We start from the raw sequence: 22,392 nt of genomic DNA on the forward strand, positions 1-22,392 counted from the left end.
GCCATGCCCCGGTACGACGCCCTCGACTTCTGCCTCCTCCGGGCACCGGCACTTCCGGTGGCCGCCTGGCGCACCGCCCTGTCCACCGCCGACGGGCCCCTCCGGGCTGTGGCCGACGACGAGCGGGTCCGCCACGGCCTGGTGGCCGCCGGCAGCGGTCTGCTGGACGGGCTCGCCAAACTGGGCGGGCTCGCCAGGCCGGACGGGCCCGCCGAGCTGGACGGGCTCGCCAAGCCGGGCGGACTCCCCGAGCCGGGCGGGCTCGCCAAAGCCGGCGGGGGACGGGGGAGCGAGCGGCGGGTCCACTCGCGCGCCCTGCGCTACCTCACCCGGATGAGCACCCGGCCCACCCCCTTCGGCGCGTTCTCCGGCGTGGGCGTCGCCGAATTCGGCGACCACACCACCGCGCGGCTCGCGGACGGCACCGTCGCCTCGGCCCGGGTACGTGCCGACATGGGCTGGCTCCTCGCCCTGGTGAAGCGGGTGGAGGCCGATCCGGAGAACCTGGCCCGGCTGAACGTCACCATGAACGCCCTCGCCCACCAGGTCGGCGACCGGCTCGTCCTGCCGTCGTCGGACGTCCACGGCAAGGCGGACCGCCGCTCGGTACGCGTCCGCGCCACGGCGGCGCTCGACCACGTCCGCCGCGTGGCGAAGTCGCCCGTACCGTTCGCCCACGTGGTGGCGGAGCTCAACGCACGGTTCCCCCAGGCCGGCCCCGAGCGCACCGCCGCGTTCGTCACCGAACTCGTCCAGCTCGGGCTCCTCGTCACGGACCTGCGCCCCGCCGTCACCGACCCGCGCCCCGAGGAGCACGTCCTCGGGCGCCTCGTCGCCGCCGGCGTCCCGGACGACACCACCGGTCCCCTGCGCGAGGTCGTGGAGCTGACCCGCCGGGCGACCGCCGGCGACACCGGCACGCTGGAGCGGCTGCGCGCCACCCAGCGTGCCCTCGTCCCCGACCACACCGGCCAGCCGTTCCAGGTCGACTCGCGCCTCGGCCTGACCGGGACCCGGCTGAGCGCCCGGGTCGCCGACGAGGTCGCCGAGGCGGTGGGCTGCCTCGCCCGGCTGAGCGTGGCCGACCCCGGCGGGTACGAGCACCTCGTCCCGTACCACCAGGCGTTCATGGAGCGGTACGGCTCCGACGCCCTCGTGCCCGTACGTGAACTCCTCAGCCCCGAGCGCGGACTCGACGCCCCCAACGGCTATATGAACCCGCCCCGCGCCATGGTCATGGACCAGCCGGGCGGCAGCGGCTCGCCGCACACCGCGCGGGAGCTCGTGGCGCTCGCGGCCGACGCCTGGCGCCGTGGCGCGGACGAGGTCGAGCTGACCGACGCCGTGCTGGAGCGGCTGCTGCCCCCCGACGCGCAGGCCACCGACTCCCGCAGGCCCTGCCCGGCGTTGGACGCGTACGTACAGATCGAGGCGGCCGACACCCGGGCCGTCGACGAGGGCCGCTGGCGTGCCGTGCTCAACAGCGACGGGCTCGGCGAGGGCGGGCGCACCTTCGGCCGCTTCTTCCACCTCTTCGACGAGACGGTCACCGACCGCCTCCGCGCGTACGCCCGAGCCCGCGAGGCCCTGGAACCGGACGTCGTCTTCGCCGAACTGTCGTACCTGCCCGCCCATGGGCGCGGCGCGAACGTGGCGATCCGGCCGGCCGTCCACGACCACGAGATACCGGTGAACGTCACCGCCTCGGTCTCCCCCGAGTACGTGATCGACCTGGCCGACATCCACGTCGGCGCCACCGACGACGGCCTGCGGCTCTACTCGGCCCGCCTCGGCCGTGAACTCGTCGTCGTCCAGAACCACATGCTCAGCCCGCTCGGCGCGCCCAACGTGTGCCGCTTCCTGCTGGAGGTCTCCCGGGCCCGCTACCGCATCCCCGCGGGGTTCACCTGGGGCCCCGTGGAGGGCGCGCCCCACCTCCCCCGTGTCGTACGCGGCCGGGTGGTGCTGCGGGCCGCCCAGTGGACGCTGCACCCCAGGAGCGGTGACGTGCCGCGCTCCGCGCACGACGTGGCGGAGTGGCGGCGTACCTGGAACGTGCCGCGCCACGTGTACCTGGCCGACGACGACAACCGGCTGCTGCTGGACCTGGAACACCCGGCCTGCGTGGCGGAGTTGCTGGCCGACCTGCGTGCGGCGACGGACGCGGTGACCATCCAGGAGGCGCTGCCGGGGCCGGCGGACGACCAGCTCTGGCTGCGGGACGGCGAGGGGCGCGGACACCTGTCGGAGGTGGTGGTCCCGCTGCTCGCCAGGCACGGCGTGACGCACGAGGAGACGGGCGCCGCGCCGGCCGGCGGGATCAGCCGGAAGGCCGACCCCGCCGCGCACGTCGGGCACCTGCCCGGCTCCGCCTGGACCTACCTCAAGCTGTACGCGGCACGGGACCTGCACGACGAGATCGCCGCCACCGAACTGCCCGTACTCCTCCGTGACCTGCGCGGTGCCGTCGACCTCGACCGGTGGTTCTACATCCGGTACGCCGACCCCGACCCGCACCTGCGGATCCGGGTCAGGACCCGCTCCGCCTCCCGGTCCGGCACCGCGACGCACACCCTCCTCACCTGGGGCGAGTCCCTGGTACGGCGGGGCCTGGCGTCCCGGCTGGAACTGGCCACCTACTACCCGGAGATCAGCCGCTACGGCGGCCCCGCCGCGTACGACGCGATCGAGCGGTTCTTCGAGGCCAACAGCGAGGTCAGCACGGAGCTGGTACGCCTGGCGTGGGACAAGGAGCTGGACCCCGAAGCGGTCACGATCGCCGCCGTGGACGCCCTGTACGCGCAGTGGGGCCTCGACGTCCGGGAGCGGCTGGCCGCCATGCCACGCCCGGCGGAGGACAAGGAGGCGCGGGAGCGGTACAAGAAGGACCGGGACTACCTGTGCGAGCTGCTCGCCCCGTGGGACCGCCGCCCGCACCCGCTCGGCCGCGCCCACCACGAGCGCCTGGCCGCCGTCCTGGACCGGCAGGCGGATGCCGTACGCCGGGCCGCGCGTGCGGTCGCCGAGGCCGAAGCGGCGGGCACGCTGTGGGGGACCCGGGACGCGATCCTCGCGAGCCTGGCGCACATGCAGGTCAACCGGCTGCTGCCGATGGACCGGCCCGCCGAGAACCGCTGCTACCTGGTGTGGGGCCATGTGCTGAGCTGCCTGAAGGGGAGGCCCCGTGACTGACCGGGAGACCCCCGAGTCCCTGGAGGAGAACCGGCGGCTCTCCCGCGACCTGCGCTACTGGTGGCTGGCGCTGCGCACCTTCTGGGGCCTGAGCCCGGCGCGGGTCGGCGCCCACGCGGTGCTGACCCTGTTGACCGCCGCCGTGCCGGCCGCCGGGATCTGGCTCACCGCCGGCGCCGTCCAGGCGGTCGCCGACGCCTTCACCGGCGTACCGGGAGCCATGGACGTCCTGACCAGGGCGGCGGCCGGACTGGTCCTGCTCGCCGTGGCGGAGCACATCGTGTCGTCCGGCGCGCAGTACCTGAACACCCTGCTCCAGCTGGAGTTCACGGCCAAGATCGGCGAACGGGTCATGGTCAAGGGCACCACGATGGACCTGAGCGCCTACGAGGACCCCGAGTCCTACGACAGGCTGCAGCGCGCCCTGCGGGAGAGCGGCAGCGGGACGGCGTTCGAGGTCTTCGACGAGATGATGCGGACGCTGACCTCGCTCGCCTCCCTGGTGATGGTCAGCTCGGTGCTGTTCTCGTGGCACCCCTGGATCGCCCTGGCGATCCTGCTGGCACCGCTGCCGGCACTCGCCGCGCACATCGTCTTCAGCAAGCAGGGCTACGCGATCGAGTACCACCGCGCCCAGGACCGGCGGCGCGCCTTCTACTACCAGGACCTCACGACGACGGACGCGTCGTACAAGGAAGTGAAGCTGTACCAGCTCGGCCCCTACTTCGTGGACCGCTACCGCTCCTTGGTGCGGGGCTTCTTCCAGGTGGACCGCTCGCTGGCACGCCGCCGGCACGCCTGGTCCGCGGGGCTCGGACTGGTCACCGTCCTCGCCTCGTCCGGGGCGCTGGTCTTCGCGCTGCGCTCCACCACGTCCACGGGCCGGCTCGGTGAGCTGGCCGGGTACCTCCAGGCGCTGGGCGCGGTGCACGTGGCGGCGTCCGGGCTGCTGCTGGGGGTGGCGACGCTCTACCAGAACACGCTGTTCACGGGGAACCTCTTCGACTACCTGTCGCTGCCCGAGGGGAGGATCACGGGCGGGACGCGGCCGTTCCCCCGCCGGCTCGTCCACGGCATCGAATTCCGCCACGTCACCTTCCGCTACCCGGGGACCGACACGGTCGCCCTCGACGACTTCAGCTGCTTCATCCCGGCCAACACCTGCTGCGCCATCGTCGGCCAGAACGGCGCCGGCAAGAGCACCATCGTGAAGCTGCTGTCCCGGCTGTACGAGCCGACGAGCGGCCACATCCTCGTCGACGGCGTGCCCATCGAGGACTACGACACCACCGACCTGCAACGGAACATCGGCGTCGTCTTCCAGGACTTCATCCGCTACGAACTGCCCGTACGGCACAACATCGGCTTCGGCCGCGTCGAGCACCTCGACGACACCGCCCGGATCCGGGCCGCCGCCGAGTCCAGCGGCGCCGCCGCGTTCGTCGAGCGCTTCGACGAGGCGTACGACACCACGCTGGGCCGGCACTTCGAGGGCGGGCGGCAACTGTCCGGGGGGCAGTGGCAGAAGATCGCCCTCGCCCGCGCCTTCCTGCGCGACGCGCCCATCGCGGTGCTCGACGAGCCGACGGCCGCCATCGACCCGGAGGCGGAGGCGGACATCTTCGGGCGGCTGCGCACCATCTGCGCACAGGCCACGTCACTGGTCGTCTCGCACCGGTTCTCCACCGTACGCATCGCGGACAAGATCCTCGTGATGGACAAGGGCTCGCTCATCGAGGAGGGCACCCACGAGGAACTGCTGGACCGCGACGGCACGTACGCCCGCCTCTTCCGCCTCCAGGCCGACGCCTACCTCCCCACGCCGTCCCCCACGGCCTCATGACGACGACTACGGAAAGCCCTGTGTCCCAGCCTCCTCACAGCTCCCTGTCCTTGATGTATCCCCTGATGGCGTACGAGCCCGAGCACGTGGCCGCCTTCGCCACCACCGTCCGCGAACTGGGGATGCGCCGCCTCTTCATGGGCCAGTCGGTGCTCGTCGACACCCACCAGGCGTTCGCGTACCTGGCGGGGCGCGGCCTCACGGTGCCCGTGGGGACCAGCGTCTCCCTGACCGCGCTGCGCCATCCGCTGGACGCGGCCGTCCAGGCGAGGTCGCTGGCCCTGCTCACCGGGACGGAAGTGGTCGCCGGATTCAGCACGGGCGACCCGGAGTTCGTCACCGCGCTGCTCGGTGAGCCCTACGAGAGCCCCCGCACGGCGATCGCCGAGTACCTGACGGTCGTCCGCAGGCTGCTGGACGGCGAGCCGGTGGACTTCCAGGGGCGGTACGTCGCCCTCGACGAGGCCCTGCTCCAGGTCGACCACCCGCCCGTGTCCCTCGGCGTGGGCGTGCTGCGGCCGCGCATGGCGTACACGGCCGGTCAGGTGGCCGACGTGGCCATCACGCTGCTGACGCCCGCCGGTTACCTCCGGGAGCAGCTCGTGCCCGCCCTGGAGCGGGGCGCCACGTCGCGGGAGCGGGCCGTGCCCCGGGTGACGTCCATCGTGCCGTGCGCGGTGCGCAGGCCCGGCCGGGACCCGAGGAAGCTGGCGTTCGCCGCGCACGAACTCCACCTCGGTGGTGAGCACTACGCGGCCATGCTGCGCACGGCCGGTCTCGACGTGGACGCCTCGGACCCGTGGGCGGGGGCGGGGGCGCTCGTCGACGGCGGGGTGTTCTGCTACGGCACACCCGACGAGGTCGCCGGCCACCTGACCGGTTACGGTGAGGCGGGGGCGACGGATGTCGCACTGAGCTGTGCGGGGGTCCTGCTCACCGAGGGCGTGGAAGCGGCGCTCACCGACGTGCGGGACATCGTGGACGCGGTGCGGGCACGGCAGGCCCGCGTGGGACCGGCGCTCGACCGGCGCCGGACGACACCCATTCGTTCTAGCTGAGGAGCCGTTGCATGTTGTTGTTGCTGGAATTCGCCCTGCATTCGCTGATGGACCTGGCTCTGTGGCTTTTCGGCAGGACCTTCGACAAGACCGTCTCCGCCCGCCGCATCGCGTCGTTCCGGCGCGGTGAGGGAACGGTGCTGCGCTGCCGTTACCGGGTGCGCGCCGAGGGCCCGGGCCCCATGCGGCGGGGCAGGCTCACCCTGACGAGGGCGGGCGCCGTGCTGGACCGCACCGGTGCGGAGAACCTCCGCCTGACCTCGCCGGGCGAGGTGGCCACGGGCGGCGGCAGGGGCGGCACGACCCTCGTCTGCGAGGCGGCGGGCGCGGGAACGGTCGAGCTGCTGGTGCCGACCTGGGACCCGGCGATGGTGAAGCTCATCACCGACACCATGGCGGCCCGCGTCTGAGCCGGCCCGTCCCTCGGCCCGTCCGGCCCCCGAACTCACCGGCTCCTCGGCTCGGCCGCCCCTGAACCCACTGGACCCTCGACCCGCTCGTCACTCAACTCGCCTGAATCACCCCCTCCGACATGGTTGATATGTTGATCACGGCTAAGCGGCCGAACGGGGAGGCCGCTCGCAAGGGGGCGTGATGATCCGCGTATTGATTGTCGACGACGAAATACTGCTGCGTTCGTGCATGCAGCGCATTCTGGAAAGCGAACCGGACATCGAGGTGCCCGCCGCCTGTGACGGGCGGGACGCCGTCGAGGCGGTGCGGATCCACCGGCCCGACGTGGTGCTGCTGGATCTGCGCATGCCGGACGTCGACGGACTGTCCGTACTGGCCGCCCTCCGGGCCCGTGGCCTGCGGGTGGCGGTCGCGGTCCTGACGACCTTCTCGGCCGACGAGGACATCGCCGCCGCGCTGGGCGCCGGGGCATCGGGGTTCCTGCTCAAGGACGCCACACCGCGCGAACTGACCGACGCGGTAAGGGTCCTGGCGGCGGGCGGCACGGTGCTGTCGTCGGCGGCAGCCCGGGTCGTGGTCGACGGATACCTCAGCGGCGGTGCGCAGCCGGTGCCGAGGGACCCGCGACTGGACAGCCTCACCGAGCGGGAGCAGCAGGTGCTGGAACTGCTCGCCGAGGGGCTCACCAACGCCGACATCGGACGCAGGCTGCTGATGAGCCCGTCCACGACCAAGGAACACGTCAGCGCGATCCTGGCCAAGCTGGGCCTGGCCAATCGCGTCCAGGCGGCGGTGCTGGCGCACAGCGTCACGGCCGCCACCGCTTCCCCCTCATCCCGTCCGCTGGCCATGGCGGCGTCTCACTGAACCGGGCTCACCGAGCCGGTCTCACAGGGGCGCCGGGCCGGCCGGCGGCCCGACCCCTGTGGAGACACCCATGGCCTTCGGCAACGCGCTGTACGACCAGAAGCTGGCGAGCGTGTACGACCGGATGTACCCCATCGACCACGACACCGCGCTCGCGGTGGACTTCATCGCCGAACTGGCGCCGCCGGGCGGCCGGATCCTCGAAGTCGGCGTCGGCACCGGCCGGATAGCGGTGCCGCTCGCCGAGCGCGGGTTCCAGGTGCACGGCATCGACGGCTCGGAGGCCATGCTCGCCGAGCTGCGCAAGCGCGACCCGCACGGTGCGGTGACCACGGTGCTGGGCGACTTCACCGAGGAGGGTACGGGTCTGACCTTCGACGTGGTGACGCTGGTCCTCAACACCTTCTTCGTCGCGGTCACCAAGGAGCAGCAGCTCAGTTGTCTGCGCCTGGTGCGCGAACAGCTCGTACCGGGCGGGAGGTTCGTCCTGGAGGCGTTCGACCCGGCCCCGTACCACACGCTCGACAAGCCGGACTTCTCCATGCGCCACCTCGACGAGGGCGCCGTCATGCTGGACACCCTGACGGTGGACCGGTCGCAGCAGCTGATGCTGGGGACGCACACCATCCTCGACGGCGGGCCCCCGCAGACCCGGGAGCACGTCCTGCGGTACGCCTTCCCCTTCGAGATCGACCTGCTGGCCGAGCTGTCGGGGCTGCGGTTCGTGGACCGCTGGGAGGACTGGTCGGGCAGCCCCTACACGGCCTCCAGCCTCCGGCACGTGTCGGTGTACGAGCGCGACGCCTGACGCGCCGCCGCGCCGGGGCCGAGCGGCAGCACGGCACGGACGAGGAACCCGCCGTCGTCGGTGGTCCCGGCCTCCAGCCGGCCGCCGGCCAGCGCGGTGCGCTCCTTCAGGCCCCGCAGCCCGAACCCGCTGACGGGGACGTCGGCCGGCGGGGCGGCCGGGGGGCCGTTGCGCACCTCGACGACCAGGGCGTCCCGCCGGTCCGACGGTCTCACCGAGACGGTCACCGGGGCGCCGGGGGCGTGCTTGCGTACGTTGGTGAGGGCTTCCTGCACGGTGCGGTAGGCCGCCCGCTCGACGGCGGCCGCGCAGGCGCGGTCGTCGTCCGGCAGGGTCAGGTCCAGGGTGGCGCCGAGCCGGCTCTCCTCGACGAGGGCGGGCAGGTCGGCCAGGCGGGCGTGGCCCGCCTCGTCGCCGGGGCCCGGTCCCCCGCCCCGGAGCACGCCGACGACCTCGCGCAGTTCCCGCATCGCGTCGGCGCTGTGGCGGCGTATCGTCTCGGCGTCCTCCCGGACGGTGTCGTCGGGCGCGGTGGCCCACAGGGCGCCGGCCTGCGCGGCGACGATGCCCAGGTGGTACGAGACGGTGTCGTGCATCTCGCGGGCCATGCGGGAGCGCTCTCGCGCCACGGCCTGTTCGGCCTCCAGACGGCGGCCGCGCGCCTGGCTCTCGGTGAGCTGGGCCAGGCGGGAGCGCAGTTCGGTGCGGGTGTGGGCGAGCAGGCCCAGGCCGGTCGGCCCGATGCTGAACATCAGGGCGATCTGGACGGTGACGAGGTGGTCGGGCCAGGCCATGTCCGGCTCCGCGTCCAGTCCGCACCACAGGGACGACCCGAACAGCGCCGCCGCGCAGCCGATGACGGCGGGACGGCGGGAGAGCTCGGCCGCCACGGTGAACATCGCGATCATGGGCGCCAGCCAGAGGTGGCCGGTGGCCATGGACGGCAGGGTCGCGAGCAGGACGAGGACGGGGAAGCGGCGGCGCAGGACGAGCGCGAGCAGGGCGGGCGGGCAGACGACCGCGGACTCCGCGTCCAGGGCGCCGACCAGGGTGAGGAGTTCCAGGGCCGCCCCGGCCGCGATCACCCAGTCGGTGACGGTGCCCCGGTCCGTGAGGCGCCGGCGGCGTCGTACCGGCGTGGGAGGGGAGGGGCGCGCGGGTTGGGACACGGGTGTTCCTCACTGATCGCTACTGATCTGATCGCCATGGATCGGATCGCTTCTGATCTGATCGCTTTTGATCATTGCGACGGTGGATGCAGTATCACCGAGCCGCTCGCGGGTACTGCGCGGGGGTGCGGGGGTGGAGTGCGGCGCGGGGGTGTGGAGGCGCGGTGCCGGGCGGGAATGCGGTGCCGCCGGGCCGTGTTCCCCTGGCAGGAAGTTCATTCTTCAACTAATCTGGGGGTATGCCGCCCGGAGGGGTGGCCCCGAGGAGGACCCGCCATGCCTGCCGTAACCGTCGAGAACCCGCTCACCCTGCCGCGCGTCGACTCGCCCGCGGGTGCGGTGCCGCGTCCGGTGCTGGCCGTGACCACCGCGCCCAGCGGCTTCGAGGGGGAGGGCTTCCCGGTGCGCCGCGCGTTCGCCGGGATCAACTACCGCTACCTCGACCCGTTCATCATGATGGACCAGATGGGCGAGGTGGAGTACGGGGCCGGGGAGGCCAAGGGCACCCCCTGGCACCCGCACCGCGGCTTCGAGACCGTCACCTACCTGATCGACGGAACCTTCGTCCACCAGGACAGCAACGGGGGCGGCGGCACCATCCGCAACGGCGACACCCAGTGGATGACCGCCGGATCCGGCCTCCTGCACATCGAGGCCCCGCCGGAGGGGCTCGTCATGTCCGGCGGCCTGTTCCACGGGCTCCAGCTCTGGGTGAACCTCCCCGCCAGGGACAAGATGATGGACCCCCGCTACCAGGACATCCGCGGCGGCCAGGTCCAGCTCCTCACCTCCCCCGACGGCGGCGCCCTGCTGCGCGTCATCGCCGGCGAGCTCGACGGCCACGAGGGCCCCGGCATCACGCACACGCCGATCACCATGATCCACGCCACCCTGCGTCCCGGCGCGGAGATCACCCTCCCGTGGCGGCCGGACTTCAACGGCCTCGCGTACGTCCTCGCCGGGCGCGGCTCCGTCGGCACCGAACGGCACCCCGTCCACATGGGCCAGACGGCCGTCTTCGGCGACGGAGGCTCGATGACCGTCCGCGCCGACGACAAGCAGGACGGCCACGCCCCGGACCTGGAGGTCATCCTCCTCGGCGGACAGCCCATCCGGGAGCCCATGGCGCACTACGGGCCGTTCGTGATGAACACCGAAGCCGAACTCCGCCAGGCCTTCGAGGACTTCCAGGCCGGCCGCCTCGGCCGGATCCCCGCGGTCCACGGAATGCAGGACGGCCAGGGCCCGGAAATCACCCCGGGCGCCTGACACCCCCGCCCCGCCCACCTGACGGTCCGCGGACCCGGCCGGGTTCGCCGCCCTGACGGGCGGGGGGCAGGACCTGCGGGGGGCCGGCTCGGGTCTGACGGGGTGTCACTCGGGCGGGGGCGGTTAGGGGGCGGGGGGCCGGGAGGCGTGGTGGCGTGGTGGGGTGCACACGCTCCCCGAACCCGTCCGGCGCATCGCCGCCTGGTGCGTGGTCGTCCTGCTCGTCACCGGCGTGGCGGCCGTCGGCGTATGGCTGTGCGTGACGCTCCAGACCGCCGTCACGCCCGTCCTGCTCGCCCTGCTCGGGACCGCCCTGCTCGGGCCGCTGTACCGGCGGCTCGTCGCCATGAAGGTCCAGCGGTCCCTGGCCGCCGGGCTGACCTGCGCGGCCGTGGTCGCCGTCGTCGGCGGTGCCGGCTACCTCGTGGTCGCCGCACTCATCGACACCGGCGACCAGATCATCACCTCGCTGCGCCGCGCCGCCACCGACCTCGCCCGGTACTTCGGCGCCGCCGGCACCTCGCTGGACGACCTCGCCGCCAACGCCAGGAACCTGCTGGGCAGGTTCGGCGGCACGGCCGCGTCCGGGGTCATCAGCGGGCTCAGCGTCGTCGGCGAAGTGATCGCCATGGCCGTGCTCGCGCTGCTCCTCGTCTTCTTCTTCCTCCGCGACTCCGGCCGCGCCGTGCGGTCCCTGCGCTCCCTCGTGCCGAGGGGCAGCGCCGACCAGGTCGAGGCCATGGCCCGCCGCGCCTTCGGGGCGGTGGAGGGATTCATGCGCGGTACGACCTTCATCGCGCTGATCGACGCCCTCCTCATCACCGCCGGGCTGCTGATCCTGCGCGTCCCGGGCGCCGCGGGGCTGGGCGCGCTGGTCTTCGTCGGCGCATACATCCCGTACCTCGGCGCGTTCATCTCGGGGGCGGTGGCGGTCCTCGTGGCGCTCGCCGACCGGGGCGTCGTCATCGCCCTGTGGGCGGCCGGCGTCGTCCTCGCCGTACAGCTCCTCGAGGGGCACGTCCTCCAGCCGGTGATCCAGAGCCGCATGGTCCGCATGCACCCGGCCGTCGTCATGCTCACCATCACCGCCGGAGCGTCCGTCGCCGGAGTCCTCGGCATGCTGCTCGCCGTGCCGCTCACGGCCGCCGCGTTCGGGGTGATCGGCGAGCTGCGGACCCGGTACGCGGCGGACGGGACGTAGCCGGTCCGCGGCCGTGTCCTGGCGGCCGTCCGGCCCCGGCCCGGTTAGCATCCGCGGCAGGGGGCAGCCCGGCGACGCACGGAGGCCGTCATGCCGCACCAGACACCACCCGACCCACGCCTGCTGAAGAACCGCTCCCGGCTCGGCCACAAGGTGCGGTACGCGCTGACGCACCCCCAGCGGGTGGTGCCCCACCTGCGCCGGGCGGCCCGTAACGCCCGGCTGCGCCTGAAGCACGGCGGCGACCACGTCGCGTACTACCGGGCCGTGATGGCGTCCGACACCGCCCGCAGCCCGGAAGCCGCCGTGGGCGGCGCGCCGTCGCACGCGCGCTGGCTGGCCATCGGGCAGATGCAGTACGACTACCTCGTGGAGCACGGGCTGCGCCCCGAGGACCGGATGCTGGAGATCGGCTGCGGCAACCTCCGGGCCGGCTGGCGGTTCATCGAACACCTGGAGCCCGGCCACTACTACGGCATCGACATCTCGCCCGACATCCTCATCGAGGCCAAGAAGACCCTCGTACGCTACGGACTCCAGCGGAAGATGCCGTACCTGACGCCCGTCGACAACCTGCGGCTGGACTTCCTGCCCGACTCCTGGTTCACCGTGGTGCACGCGCACAGCGTGTTCTCCCACTCGCCCCTGGCGGTCATCGACGAGTGCCTCGCGCACGTCGGCCGCGTCCTGGCACCCGGGGGCTTCTTCGACTTCACCTTCGACCGCACCGAGGGCCACGAGCACCAGGTGCTGGGCGAGGACTTCTACTACCGCACGGAAACGCTGGTGCGGCTCGCCCAGAAGCACGGCCTGGCCGCCCACTTCATGGACGACTGGGAGCGGCTCCCGCACGGCCAGTCCAAGCTCCGCCTCACCCACCCGGCCACGGCTGTCTAGGGCGGCTCTTCGGATCACGCCGCGGATGCGCGTGCCGCGGCACGCGCGCCCGGTCGGAGATCCGAAGGACAGGCCCTAGAGCTCCGCGTCCCCGTCCCGCTCCTCGTGCAGCTCGAACCAGATCGACTTGCCCTCGCCCCGCGGGTCCACGCCCCACTCGTGCGCCAGCATCTCCATCAGGATCAGTCCGCGCCCCGACGACGCCATCTCGCCCGGCCGCCGCCGGTGCGGCAGCTCGTCGCTGGCGTCCGCGACCTCGACGCGCAGCCGCCGCTTGCCGTGGTCGCCGGTCGCCTCCGCCACCAGCAGCGCGTCACCGTCGGTGTGGACGAGCACATTGGTGACCATCTCGGACACCATCAGGACCGCCGAATCGACCTGCTCCGGGTCCGCCCAGTCGTGCAGCAGCTCCCGCAGGTGCTGCCGGGCCGCCGCGATCCGCTCCGGCTCCGCCTGGGCCACCGTCATCGCGGTACGCCGGGCCGCCGTCGTCCGCAGCGGCGCACCCGTCCGCGACAGCAGCAGCACCGCGATGTCGTCCTCGCGGCGGTCGGCGAGCGGACCGGTGGTGTGGTGCGAGCCGGGCCCGTGCACCGCCTGCACCAGGCTGTCCGCCAGCACCTCCAGCGACTCGCCCTCGGTGTCGTGCCGCTCCAGCAGCGTGCGGATACGGGTCCAGCCGGTCTCCAGGTCGTGTCCGCCGGTCTCCAGCAGGCCGTCCGTGCAGATCATCAGGGTCTCGCCCGGCTCCAGGGTGAGCCGGGTCGTCGGATAGTCCGTGTCCGGGACGATGCCGAGCGGCAGGCCGCCCGCCGTCGGGCGCAGCATCACCGTGCCGTCGGCCATCCGGATCGCCGGGTCCGGGTGGCCCGCCCGCGCGATGTCGAGCGTCCCCGTGGCCGGGTCCACCTCCAGGTACAGGCAGGTCGCGAACCGGGCCGCCCCGTGGTCGCCCTCGGCCCCGTCCGTGATGCCGTACAGGAAGCGGGAGGCCCGGGACAGCACCGCGTCGGGACGGTGGCCCTCCGACGCGTACGCGCGCAGCGCGATCCGCAGCTGGCCCATCAGCCCGGCCGCCCGCACGTCGTGCCCCTGGACGTCGCCGATCACCAGGGCGATACGGCCACCGGGCAACTGGATCATGTCGTACCAGTCGCCGCCGACCTGGAGCCCGCCGCCGGTCGGGACGTACCGCGCGGCCACCTCCATGCCGGGGATCGCCGGCCCCAGGACCGGCATCATCGTGCGCTGGAGACCCAGCGACAGTTCCCGCTCCGACTCGGCGACCCCCGCGCGGGCCAGCGCCTGCGCCAGCATCCGGGCCACGGTCGTCAGCACGGACCGCTCGTCCGGCGTGAACGACACCGGGTAGGTGAACGCCGCCATCCAGGCGCCCATCGTGCGCCCCGCGACGATCAGCGGCAGGAACGCCCACGACTCCCTGCCGAAACGCTGCGCCAGGGGCCAGGTCGCCGGGAAACGGGCCCGGTACTCCTCCGGCGTCGGCAGATAGATCGCCCGCCCGGTGCGTACCACCTCCGCCGCCGGATAGTCCGTGTCCAGCGGCATCTCCGAGAACGGCCCGTCGTCGCCGGGATTGTGCCCGTGATGACCGATGATCGTCAGCCGGTCGCCCGAGACGCCGAAGACCGCGAGCCCGTCCGGCGAGAAGCCGGGCATCGACAGCGAAGCCGCCACCCGCAGCACCTCGGCCGTCGACCGCGCCTCCGCCAGCGCCCGCCCCGCGTCCAGCAGGAACGCCTCGCGCGAGCGGCGCCAGTCACCCGTGACGGGCGTACGGGCCGCCGTCCCGGGCTGCGGTTCCGCGACCTCCTGCAAGGTCCCGACCAGCTGGTAGTCGGTGCCCTCGAGGAACGGCTTCGACCGGCTGCGTACGGTACGGATCACCCGCCCGCTCTCGTTCATGATCCGCAGCCGGGCCTCGGCGAGGGTGCCCTCCGCCACGGCGAGGTTCACGATCCCGTCGATCTCGTTCCAGTCGACGGGGTGGAAGCGGGAGCGCACCGCCGCCTCGGTCAGCTCGGCGGGCTCGGCGGGCAGCCCGAGCAGCCGGGCGGCCTCCGCGTCGAGGGAGACGATCCCGGATGCGTTGTCCCAGCGCCACAGGCCGGTCGCGATGGCGGCCAGGACGTCCTCGGTGCGCATTGCCCCACTCTAAGAAGATGAACGGATCAACCGCCACCGAGCTGCGCCCCGGCGATCCCGGCAGGCCCGGTAACCTTGACGAGTCGAGCCAAACCCTCTCCCCCAAGACTGGATGAACGACGATGCATCGGTACAGGTCCCACACCTGCGGCGAGCTCCGCGCCTCTGACGTCGGCACCGACGTCCGGCTGAGCGGCTGGCTGCACAATCGGCGCGACCTGGGCGGCATCCTCTTCATCGATCTGCGCGACCACTACGGCATCACCCAGCTCGTCGCCCGTCCCGGCACCGCCGCGTACGAGGCACTCGACAAGCAGACGAAGGAGTCGGTCGTCCGCGTCGACGGCAAGGTCGTCTCGCGCGGTGCCGACAACATCAACACCGAGCTCCCCACCGGCGAGATCGAGGTCGAGGTCTCCGAAGTCGAGGTCCTGGGCGCCTCCGCCCCGCTGCCGTTCACGATCAACACGGACGACGGCGTCAACGAGGAGCGGCGCCTGGAGTACCGCTTCCTCGACCTGCGCCGCGAGCGCATGCACCGCAACATCATGCTGCGTACCGCGGTCATCTCCGCCATCCGTCACAAGATGACGGCCCTCGGCTTCAACGAGATGGCGACCCCGATCCTCACCGCGACCTCCCCCGAGGGCGCCCGTGACTTCGTCGTCCCCTCCCGCCTGAACCCGGGCAAGTTCTACGCGCTGCCGCAGGCCCCGCAGCAGTTCAAGCAGCTCCTGATGATCTCCGGCTTCGACCGGTACTTCCAGATCGCGCCCTGCTTCCGCGACGAGGACGCCCGCGCCGACCGCTCGCCGGGCGAGTTCTACCAGCTCGACGTCGAGATGAGCTTCGTCGAGCAGGAGGACGTCTTCCAGCCGATCGAGAAGCTGATGACGGAGCTCTTCGAGGAGTTCGGCGGCGGCCGCCACGTCACGTCCCCGTTCCCGCGGATCCCGTTCCGCGAGTCGATGCTCAAGTACGGCAACGACAAGCCGGACCTGCGCACCGGCCTCGAGCTCGTCGACATCACGGACGTCTTCGAGAACTCCGAGTTCAAGGCCTTCGCCGGCAAGCACGTCCGTGCCCTGGCCGTGCCGAACACCGGTGACCAGCCGCGCAAGTTCTTCGACGGCCTCGGCGACTACGCCGTCTCCCTCGGCGCGAAGGGCCTGGCCTGGGTCCGCGTCGGCGAGGGCAACGCGCTGACCGGCCCCATCGCCAAGTTCCTCACCGAGGAGAACGTCAAGGTCCTCACCGAGCGTCTCGGCCTGGAGCCCGGCCACGCCGTGTTCTTCGGCGCGGGCGAGTTCGACGAGGTCTCCAAGATCATGGGCCCGGTCCGGGTCGAGGCCGCCAAGCGCGCCGGCCAGTTCGAGGAGAACGTCTTCCGGTTCGCCTGGATCGTCGACTTCCCGATGTACGAGAAGGACGAGGAGACCGGGAAGATCGACTTCTCGCACAACCCCTTCTCGATGCCGCAGGGCGGCCTGGAGGCCCTGGAGACCCAGGACCCGCTGGACATCCTCGGCTGGCAGTACGACATCGTCTGCAACGGCATCGAGCTGTCCTCCGGCGCCATCCGGAACCACGAGCCCGACATCATGTTCAAGGCGTTCGAGATCGCCGGCTACTCGCGGGAGACCGTCGAGACCGAGTTCGCGGGCATGCTCCGCGCCTTCCAGTACGGCGCCCCGCCGCACGGCGGCATCGCCCCGGGCGTCGACCGCATCGTCATGCTCCTCGCCGACGAGCCCAACATCCGCGAAACGATCGCCTTCCCGCTCAACGGCAACGCCCAGGACCTGATGATGGGCGCCCCGACGGAGCTGGAGGAGGCGCGGCTGAAGGAGCTCAACATCGCGCTCCGCAAGCCGGTCGCGGACAAGTAGTCGCTGTCGCTTCACGAAGGGCCCGGGATCCTCGTATTCCGGGCCCTTCGCCACGTCACCGTCCGGAAGCGCATGTCCCGCAGGTCCCTGGCTCCGGCCCACGGAAGGCGCGGTCGCAGGCGTCGCAGTTCTGGAGCGGATGCCTGACGGCCGATGGCGAGTCCGGGGCGCGGAAGGGTGGCGGGGGCGGGAGCTGGGCGGAGAGGCGGTGGGCCAGCAGGGCTGCCGGGCGGTGCAGCGGCTCCGGTGGCAGGCGGGTGGTCAGAGCGCGCCGGACGGCCTCGGGGGACAGGTCGCGTTCGAGCCACGCGGCGACGCCCGGGACGAGATGGTCGGCGTCCGTGGCGGAGAGCAGGAGGCGGGGATCCTCGCGTCGGAGCCCGGACAGGACACCCAGGGCGGTCCGGAGCAAGTCCGGGGCGGGATACGCGGGCTGCGGTACGGCGGGCAGCGCGCGGCGGCGGGCCGGCTGGTCGGCTCCGCGCCGGGCCCGGGGCTTCGGCTCCTCCGCGGCGCCGGTCCGGCCGGGCTGGTTGCAGGACACCGTGCGGGTGACGATGAGGCCCCCGTCGGTGCGTACACGCGTGCGCCGCAGATAGCCGTGGGCCTCCAGCTCGCGCAGGGCGCCCGCGATCCGGATCCTTCCCTCGGGGAAGCGGTCGGCCAGGGTCTCGATGTCCACTTGGGCCCCGGCGGGGAGCGACTGGATGTGGACGGCCAGGCCGATCGCCATGAGTGACAGCTCGGCGTGCTGGGCGAGGTGGTTGCCGATCACCGTGAAGCGGGTGGTGTGGCGGGAGTTGTCGTGGATGACGCCGCCGCGGCGCGTGGCTTTGCGGGCTCCCCGGGAGGGGTGGTTTTTCCCGTCGTTACGGGACTGGGCGTGCGGGCGCGCGCTAGTGTTCCGGTTATCCATCGGGAAGTTGCCTCTTCCTCGGTGGTCAGGCCCCCGCACTGGGATTAGCGGTCCCGGCGGGGGCCGACGCATGTCAGCGGTGATGTGGTGTGTCGCGCTGAGCGTAGATCAAGCAACCCGTCCCAAAGCCAGCCGAGTTGGTGTTTTTCACCCGCGTGAGTGAGCGGCTCGGTGAGGGGGAGGAGGGGTGGGGTTCGGTGCGGTTTCTTTCTCTCTCGTTGTTGCTTGGTAGACCGGTGGGCCCACCGAAGTCCCGGTTCCCGTACGCCGGTCAGGACAGCGGGAGGTCGAGCTCCGCCCAGACGGACTTCTGCGGCGCGCGCCCGAACACGGCGCCCCAGCGGTCGGCGAGCGCCTCGACGAGGAGCAGCCCACGGCCGGACTCCGCGTCGAGTGACGGCGGGCGGTGGTGAGGGAGGTCGTCGGCCCGGGTGTCCGTCACCTCGACCCGTAGGACACCGCCGTCGCAGACGAGCGCGAGCCGGAAGCTCCGGCCGGCCACCCGCCCGTGCGTGGCGGCGTTCGCCGCGAGCTCCGCGACGAGCTGCGCGGCGGCCTCGGCCACGCGGTACGGCACCTCGTGCCGGGTCCCGAGCCACTCGACGGCAAGCAGCCGGGCGAGCCGGGCGCCGCGAGGCGTGGGGGACAGCAGGACGCGGAAGTGGGCCTTGCACGTACCAAGGTGAGGGGTGTTCGTCTGCTTCACCCCACCGAGAGTGGCCGCCGTCGCCTGCCGTGAACAGTGACACCATGTATGCGTAGGGTGACTGTCCGGAGCTTGTCCACCGCTGTCCGGTCTGTCCGGACGAGCCGCAGGGGTAGGGACGTCGCGGCACGAGTGCACGGACGGAAAGGTGCGGGGCATGTCGGTGGACGGCGGGACCGGAGTGCGACGGCTCAAGAACGAGGCGGACGAGCCGGGATGGGAGGTGGACCCGGACGACGACTGGGGCGTGGCCGTCATCGCCACGGTGGGACGTCAGGTGAAACTGCGGAGGGAAGCGGTCGGCATGCGCGCCCCCGACTTCGGGGTGGCCGTCGGCTACGGCGAGGACCTCGTCTACAAGATCGAGGGCGGGAAGCGCATCCCCCGCCCCGAGTTCCTGGACAAGGCGGACGAGGTCCTGGGGGCGGGTGGGCTGCTCTCGGCCATGAAGGAGGACGTGGCGAAGGTCCGGTACCCGAAGAAGGTCCGGGAACTGGCCAAGCTGGAGGCCCAGGCGGTGGAGCTCCAGCTTTACGACCCGCTCAACATCCACGGCCTGTTGCAGACACCGGAGTACGCCCGCGGGCTGCTCCTCATGCGACGGCCGGCGTACTCGCAGGACGAGGTGGAGCGGATGGTGGCCGGTCGTATGGCCCGCAAGTCCGTCTTCGAGCGGGACCCTGCACCAGAAATGGGCTTCGTCCTGGAGGAGTGGACGCTCCGGCGCCCGCTGGGCGGAAGGCCGCTGCTGCGTGCCCAGCTCGAACACCTGCTGACGGTGGCCCACATGCGGAACGTCGAGCTTCAGGTGATGCCGATGGACCGGGAGGAGCATGCAGGGCTGGCAGGCGGTATCGAGGTGCTGAAGTTCGGCGATGGTTCGGCCGTCGGACGCTCGCCGGCCGTGGCCAACGGCCGACCCGTGACCGAGGGGAAACAGCTCCATATCCTGGAATTGCGCTACGGCATCATCAGGGCCCAGGCTCTCACTCCCCGCGAGTCGCGAGCCTTCATCGAGCAACTGCTGGGAGAGACATGATCCGCAACACCTCGTCCGGGGACGGCTCCGGACTGGCGTGGTTCAAGAGCAGCTACAGCAGCAGCAGCGAGGGCGACTCCTGCGTCGAGGTCGCCACCACGCCCGGCACGGTCCACATCCGCGACTCCAAGTGCCTCGGCGGCCCCCAGCTCGCCCTCACCCCGGGCGCGTGGGCGGGGTTCGTGTCGTACGCGTCGGGCAACTGAGTACGGCTTCGGCGTCGGCGTGCATGTGGTCAGTCCCTCGCATCGAGGATGTGCGCGTACGTCCTGAAGCTCTCCTTGATCGACTCAGGAGTGGTCGAGGACGGCATCAGGACACCAGCGAGGTACGCCACGCGCCACATGCGAAAGACGTCCCGGACGGCAGTCGCGCGACCGAGTCCGACCAGGGCGGCCGCGATGTCGATGACCGCGACGATGAGCGGCACGAGGTCTTCCGGGTCACGGTGAGGGGTTCTCTGTGTGGCCGCTCCCACGAGCGCGTGCATGAGGTTCACGAGTTGGATGTCGGCTCCGGCGCGGAGCATTCTCCGTACGCTCTCGGGTCGTTCGAGGTGTGGTGAGTACGCCTCGACGCCACCGGACCACAGCAGCAGCGAGGCTGTGGTGATGTCGTGATCGCGATGCCAGCCCAGGTCGTCGAAGATGCGCATCGTGTCGGGAGGGAAGCCGCCGATGTCCCGCACGGCGGCCAGGATGCGGTGCAACTCGTCGCGATGACGGGCGGTGAAGTCACTCACCGAGATGGTTGAGAGTGGCCGGCCGCCCGCGTCGACGACCGAACCGATCTCCACGATGCCGCCCAGCGGGCCGAAGACCTCCCGCCCGAGCCCTTCGGTTCTCCCGCGCACTTTCGCCACTCCACATGCTTACCGGATCAGGCCGTGACCGTCATGCCCGCTTCGGTGAGCGAGGGGTAGTCGGTGTACCCCGCCTCGCCGCCGGCGTACATCCAGCCCTCGTCCCGCAGCGGGTTGAGCGGCGCGCCGGTCCGCAGCCGTTCGACCAGGTCGGGGTTGGCCATGAAGGCCCGGCCGAGCGCGATCAGGTCGGCACCGGCGGCCAGCAGCCGTTCGCCCGCCTGCTTGCCGCCGTCGGCGGGCAGCGGCCTGCCCCATCCCAGCGCCGGATTGGCGACCAGCATCCCGGTCCACCGCTTGCGGAGGTCCTGCCACAGGGCGTCGTCCGGGTCGGCGAACACTGTGTGCAGGTAGGCGAGGCCGTCATCGGCGAGGGCGTCGACGAGTGCCGGGTATAGCTCCCCGGTCTCGCCCTCCTCGATGCCGTTGACGGTGTTCCCCGGGGAGATCCGCAGGCCCACCCGCTCGGGACCGATGGCTGCGGCGACCGCCCGGACCACCTCCACCACGAACCGGATGCGGCCGGCGACCGAGCCGCCGTAGGCGTCGGTGCGGTGGTTGGTGTTCCGTGCCATGAACTGGTGCAACAGGTGCCCGTTGGCCGCGTGGACCTCCACCCCGGCGAAGCCGGCGTCGACGGCGTTGCGCGCGGCGGTAGCGAAGTCGGTGACCGTAGTGCGGATGTCGTCGAGCGACATCTCCCGGGGCACCACGGCCTCCTGGCGCCCGCTCGGGGTGTGGATGGTCTCCGGGAGCGGCACGGGCGACGGCGCGAGCGGCAACAGCCCGCTGTTGTCGGGGTGCCCGACCCGGCCGCCGTGCTGGAGCTGGAGGAACATCCGCCCGCCCGCGTCGCGCACCGCGTCGGTGACCTGCCGCCAGCCGGCAACCTGGGCGGGGTCGTGAATGCCCGGGATGTTGGGGTACGTCTGCCCCACGGCGTTGGGCGTGGTCGCCTCGGCGATGATCAGGCCCGCGGAGGCCCGCTGGGCGTAGTACGCGGCCATGATCGGCTGCGGTACTCCGTCGGCCCCGGCGCGGTTGCGGGTCAGGGGGGCCATGACCAGCCGGTTGGGCAGGTCGAGGGAGCCGAGGCGGGCGGGCTGGAAGAGGCGGGTCTGCTGTGGTGTGTTCGTCATGCCGGTACGGTAGAAGTTGACATCAATGTCAGGTTCAAGTCCCTTGCGCGGAACACGAGGTGGATAATGCGCATCGGTGAACTTGCCCGGCGCACGGGCGTGAGCGAACGGTCGCTCCGCTACTACGAGGAGCAGGGCCTCCTCACCGCCGACCGCACTCCTGGCGGGCAGCGCACCTACGGCGAGTGGGCCGTCGACCGGGTCATCCGCATCCAGGCGCTCTACGCGGCGGGCCTCCACAGCAAACGGATCGCCCAGCTCCTCCCCTGCATGCGCGACGCCGACGGCGGGCCCTCCGCCATCGCCACGGCCCGCCTGGTCGCCGACCTCACCACGGAACGTGCCCGCATCGACGCCCTGATCACCGACCTGATCCGCTCGCGGGAGGTCCTGGACGAGGCGATCGCGACGGCGTCAGACAACTGACCTCGTCCCCGACACCGCCTCGGCGCTCTGCACCGGGTCGGGGAGCGCACGCACTGCCCGGGCTCCTGTCCGACGTCAGCCCTCGATCCGCCCCGCCTGCGCGGTGATCAGGGCATTCAGGGTTCGCAGTATCGCGTCGAGATCTGCCAGAGCCGGTACGCAGAAGGCTTGGTCCTGCATGGCAAGGGCGATGCGTTCATCGAATGTGGGAGAGGCCGCTGGGTCCTCACCGTCGTCCAGGATGCGCGACGGTGCCAGCAGCCAATTCCGTCGCGACGCGTCGATGCGCCAGTCCTCCTGGGCGGGAGTCGTGCGCATCGCCTGCTCGATGAGCCGGAGCTTATCGGCACTCGGCTCCTCGAATCTCCAGCCGAGGAAGGGCACCTGTGGGTAACCGTAGATCGGATGACGCTCGCCGCTGAGCCTGAGCCACCTCAAGGGCCCCAGTCGGCTGAGCGTCTCTCCAGCCAGGCGAAAGCGCTTCGGCATAATTGCTGGGACCTTTCTCGTTACTGGAGATGAGGTAAGCGC

At 71.9% G+C, this 22,392-nt stretch carries 20 protein-coding genes; 13 read left to right on the forward strand and 7 right to left on the reverse strand.

Annotated features, from left to right (window positions below):
- Positions 1-3 precede the first annotated feature (3 nt).
- The 6 genes from ACZ6C1_RS14835 (at position 4) to ACZ6C1_RS14860 (ending at position 8,182) form a co-directional block, all read left to right on the forward strand.
- Positions 4-3,192 (forward strand): lantibiotic dehydratase, encoded by a 3,189-nt coding sequence (locus tag ACZ6C1_RS14835; protein WP_469240950.1) that lies wholly within the window; start codon positions 4-6, stop codon positions 3,190-3,192.
- On the forward strand, positions 3,185-5,035 hold the full coding sequence (locus ACZ6C1_RS14840) for an ABC transporter ATP-binding protein (protein ID WP_469240952.1): 1,851 nt from the start codon (positions 3,185-3,187) through the stop codon (positions 5,033-5,035). Before ACZ6C1_RS14835 ends, ACZ6C1_RS14840 begins: the two co-directional genes overlap by 8 nt.
- A 20-nt stretch (positions 5,036-5,055) precedes the next feature.
- On the forward strand, positions 5,056-6,093 hold the full coding sequence (locus ACZ6C1_RS14845; protein ID WP_469240955.1) for an LLM class flavin-dependent oxidoreductase: 1,038 nt from the start codon (positions 5,056-5,058) through the stop codon (positions 6,091-6,093).
- Positions 6,094-6,104: 11 nt separating this feature from the next.
- Positions 6,105-6,503, forward strand: a complete 399-nt coding sequence (locus tag ACZ6C1_RS14850; RefSeq protein WP_469240956.1) for a hypothetical protein — start codon at positions 6,105-6,107, stop codon at positions 6,501-6,503.
- A gap of 184 nt (positions 6,504-6,687) precedes the next feature.
- Complete coding sequence (locus ACZ6C1_RS14855; RefSeq protein ID WP_469240958.1) at positions 6,688-7,374, forward strand: response regulator; 687 nt, start codon at positions 6,688-6,690, stop codon at positions 7,372-7,374.
- A gap of 70 nt (positions 7,375-7,444) precedes the next feature.
- Positions 7,445-8,182: a class I SAM-dependent methyltransferase gene (locus ACZ6C1_RS14860; protein WP_469240959.1), complete on the forward strand. Its 738-nt coding sequence runs from the start codon at positions 7,445-7,447 to the stop codon at positions 8,180-8,182.
- Here the strand turns inward: ACZ6C1_RS14860 and ACZ6C1_RS14865 are convergent.
- Entirely contained in the window at positions 8,131-9,351 is a 1,221-nt protein-coding gene (locus ACZ6C1_RS14865; protein WP_469240961.1) for a sensor histidine kinase, read from the reverse strand. The two genes, ACZ6C1_RS14860 and ACZ6C1_RS14865, sit on opposite strands and share 52 nt — an antisense overlap.
- A 276-nt stretch (positions 9,352-9,627) precedes the next feature.
- On the opposite strand from ACZ6C1_RS14865, the gene ACZ6C1_RS14870 reads away from it, so the two are divergent.
- The 3 genes from ACZ6C1_RS14870 (at position 9,628) to ACZ6C1_RS14880 (ending at position 12,718) form a co-directional block, all read left to right on the forward strand.
- Positions 9,628-10,620, forward strand: coding sequence for a pirin family protein (locus tag ACZ6C1_RS14870; RefSeq protein ID WP_469240962.1), 993 nt, complete (start codon positions 9,628-9,630; stop codon positions 10,618-10,620).
- Positions 10,621-10,783: 163 nt separating this feature from the next.
- Positions 10,784-11,821 carry an AI-2E family transporter gene (locus ACZ6C1_RS14875; protein ID WP_469240964.1) on the forward strand — a complete coding sequence of 346 codons (1,038 nt, stop codon included), beginning with the start codon at positions 10,784-10,786 and terminating at the stop codon, positions 11,819-11,821.
- 90 nt (positions 11,822-11,911) lie between these two features.
- Positions 11,912-12,718, forward strand: coding sequence for a class I SAM-dependent methyltransferase (locus ACZ6C1_RS14880; protein WP_469240966.1), 807 nt, complete (start codon positions 11,912-11,914; stop codon positions 12,716-12,718).
- A gap of 75 nt (positions 12,719-12,793) precedes the next feature.
- Here the strand turns inward: ACZ6C1_RS14880 and ACZ6C1_RS14885 are convergent, their stop codons facing one another.
- Positions 12,794-14,884, reverse strand: a complete 2,091-nt coding sequence (locus tag ACZ6C1_RS14885) for an ATP-binding SpoIIE family protein phosphatase (protein WP_469240968.1) — start codon at positions 14,882-14,884, stop codon at positions 12,794-12,796.
- A 122-nt stretch (positions 14,885-15,006) separates the two neighbouring features.
- Between ACZ6C1_RS14885 and aspS the strand changes: the two genes are divergently transcribed.
- Positions 15,007-16,773 carry an aspartate--tRNA ligase gene (gene aspS, locus ACZ6C1_RS14890; RefSeq protein WP_469240970.1) on the forward strand — a complete coding sequence of 589 codons (1,767 nt, stop codon included), beginning with the start codon at positions 15,007-15,009 and terminating at the stop codon, positions 16,771-16,773.
- A gap of 55 nt (positions 16,774-16,828) precedes the next feature.
- Here aspS and ACZ6C1_RS14895 read toward each other — a convergent pair whose 3' ends face one another.
- Both ACZ6C1_RS14895 and ACZ6C1_RS14900 read right to left on the reverse strand, forming a co-directional pair.
- On the reverse strand, positions 16,829-17,689 hold the full coding sequence (locus ACZ6C1_RS14895) for a helix-turn-helix domain-containing protein (protein WP_469240971.1): 861 nt from the start codon (positions 17,687-17,689) through the stop codon (positions 16,829-16,831).
- A gap of 271 nt (positions 17,690-17,960) precedes the next feature.
- The gene (locus tag ACZ6C1_RS14900) at positions 17,961-18,395 is read right to left on the reverse strand and encodes an ATP-binding protein (RefSeq protein WP_469240973.1); all 435 of its coding nucleotides are present in this window, start codon (positions 18,393-18,395) and stop codon (positions 17,961-17,963) included.
- A gap of 157 nt (positions 18,396-18,552) precedes the next feature.
- Here ACZ6C1_RS14900 and ACZ6C1_RS14905 point away from each other — a divergent pair, with 157 nt between their 5' ends.
- Together ACZ6C1_RS14905 and ACZ6C1_RS14910 are read left to right on the forward strand one after the other, a co-directional pair.
- Complete coding sequence (locus ACZ6C1_RS14905) at positions 18,553-19,434, forward strand: helix-turn-helix domain-containing protein (RefSeq protein WP_469240976.1); 882 nt, start codon at positions 18,553-18,555, stop codon at positions 19,432-19,434.
- Positions 19,431-19,640: a DUF397 domain-containing protein gene (locus ACZ6C1_RS14910; RefSeq protein WP_469240978.1), complete on the forward strand. Its 210-nt coding sequence runs from the start codon at positions 19,431-19,433 to the stop codon at positions 19,638-19,640. Before ACZ6C1_RS14905 ends, ACZ6C1_RS14910 begins: the two co-directional genes overlap by 4 nt.
- 29 nt (positions 19,641-19,669) lie before the next feature.
- Here the strand turns inward: ACZ6C1_RS14910 and ACZ6C1_RS14915 are convergent, their stop codons facing one another.
- Together ACZ6C1_RS14915 and ACZ6C1_RS14920 are read right to left on the reverse strand one after the other, a co-directional pair.
- On the reverse strand, positions 19,670-20,287 hold the full coding sequence (locus tag ACZ6C1_RS14915) for a hypothetical protein (protein ID WP_469240979.1): 618 nt from the start codon (positions 20,285-20,287) through the stop codon (positions 19,670-19,672).
- Positions 20,288-20,313: 26 nt separating this feature from the next.
- Entirely contained in the window at positions 20,314-21,435 is a 1,122-nt protein-coding gene (locus tag ACZ6C1_RS14920) for an alkene reductase (RefSeq protein ID WP_469240981.1), read from the reverse strand.
- A 66-nt stretch (positions 21,436-21,501) separates the two neighbouring features.
- Here ACZ6C1_RS14920 and ACZ6C1_RS14925 point away from each other — a divergent pair, with 66 nt between their 5' ends.
- A complete protein-coding gene (locus ACZ6C1_RS14925; protein WP_469240983.1) occupies positions 21,502-21,861 on the forward strand; it encodes a MerR family transcriptional regulator in 360 nt (119 codons plus the stop codon).
- Between the two features lie 75 nt (positions 21,862-21,936).
- On the opposite strand, the gene ACZ6C1_RS14930 is transcribed toward ACZ6C1_RS14925, so the two are convergent.
- Positions 21,937-22,350, reverse strand: a complete 414-nt coding sequence (locus ACZ6C1_RS14930) for a hypothetical protein (protein ID WP_469240985.1) — start codon at positions 22,348-22,350, stop codon at positions 21,937-21,939.
- Positions 22,351-22,392 lie beyond the last annotated feature (42 nt).

The organism is Streptomyces sp. NPDC041796, from assembly GCF_055590785.1.

Bases quoted from the DNA above. Each gene is read 5' to 3' on its own strand.
- ACZ6C1_RS14835 (WP_469240950.1), top strand. From the start codon at position 4: ATGCCCCGGTACGACGCCCTCGACTTCTGCCTCCTCCGGGCACCGGCA.
- ACZ6C1_RS14850 (WP_469240956.1), top strand. From the start codon at position 6,105: ATGTTGTTGTTGCTGGAATTCGCCCTGCATTCGCTGATGGACCTGGCT.
- ACZ6C1_RS14855 (WP_469240958.1), top strand. From the start codon at position 6,688: ATGATCCGCGTATTGATTGTCGACGACGAAATACTGCTGCGTTCGTGC.
- ACZ6C1_RS14860 (WP_469240959.1), top strand. From the start codon at position 7,445: ATGGCCTTCGGCAACGCGCTGTACGACCAGAAGCTGGCGAGCGTGTAC.
- ACZ6C1_RS14870 (WP_469240962.1), top strand. From the start codon at position 9,628: ATGCCTGCCGTAACCGTCGAGAACCCGCTCACCCTGCCGCGCGTCGAC.
- ACZ6C1_RS14880 (WP_469240966.1), top strand. From the start codon at position 11,912: ATGCCGCACCAGACACCACCCGACCCACGCCTGCTGAAGAACCGCTCC.
- ACZ6C1_RS14885 (WP_469240968.1), bottom strand. From the start codon at position 14,884: ATGCGCACCGAGGACGTCCTGGCCGCCATCGCGACCGGCCTGTGGCGC.
- aspS (WP_469240970.1), top strand. From the start codon at position 15,007: ATGCATCGGTACAGGTCCCACACCTGCGGCGAGCTCCGCGCCTCTGAC.
- ACZ6C1_RS14895 (WP_469240971.1), bottom strand. From the start codon at position 17,689: ATGGATAACCGGAACACTAGCGCGCGCCCGCACGCCCAGTCCCGTAAC.
- ACZ6C1_RS14905 (WP_469240976.1), top strand. From the start codon at position 18,553: ATGTCGGTGGACGGCGGGACCGGAGTGCGACGGCTCAAGAACGAGGCG.
- ACZ6C1_RS14910 (WP_469240978.1), top strand. From the start codon at position 19,431: ATGATCCGCAACACCTCGTCCGGGGACGGCTCCGGACTGGCGTGGTTC.
- ACZ6C1_RS14920 (WP_469240981.1), bottom strand. From the start codon at position 21,435: ATGACGAACACACCACAGCAGACCCGCCTCTTCCAGCCCGCCCGCCTC.
- ACZ6C1_RS14925 (WP_469240983.1), top strand. From the start codon at position 21,502: ATGCGCATCGGTGAACTTGCCCGGCGCACGGGCGTGAGCGAACGGTCG.
- ACZ6C1_RS14930 (WP_469240985.1), bottom strand. From the start codon at position 22,350: ATGCCGAAGCGCTTTCGCCTGGCTGGAGAGACGCTCAGCCGACTGGGG.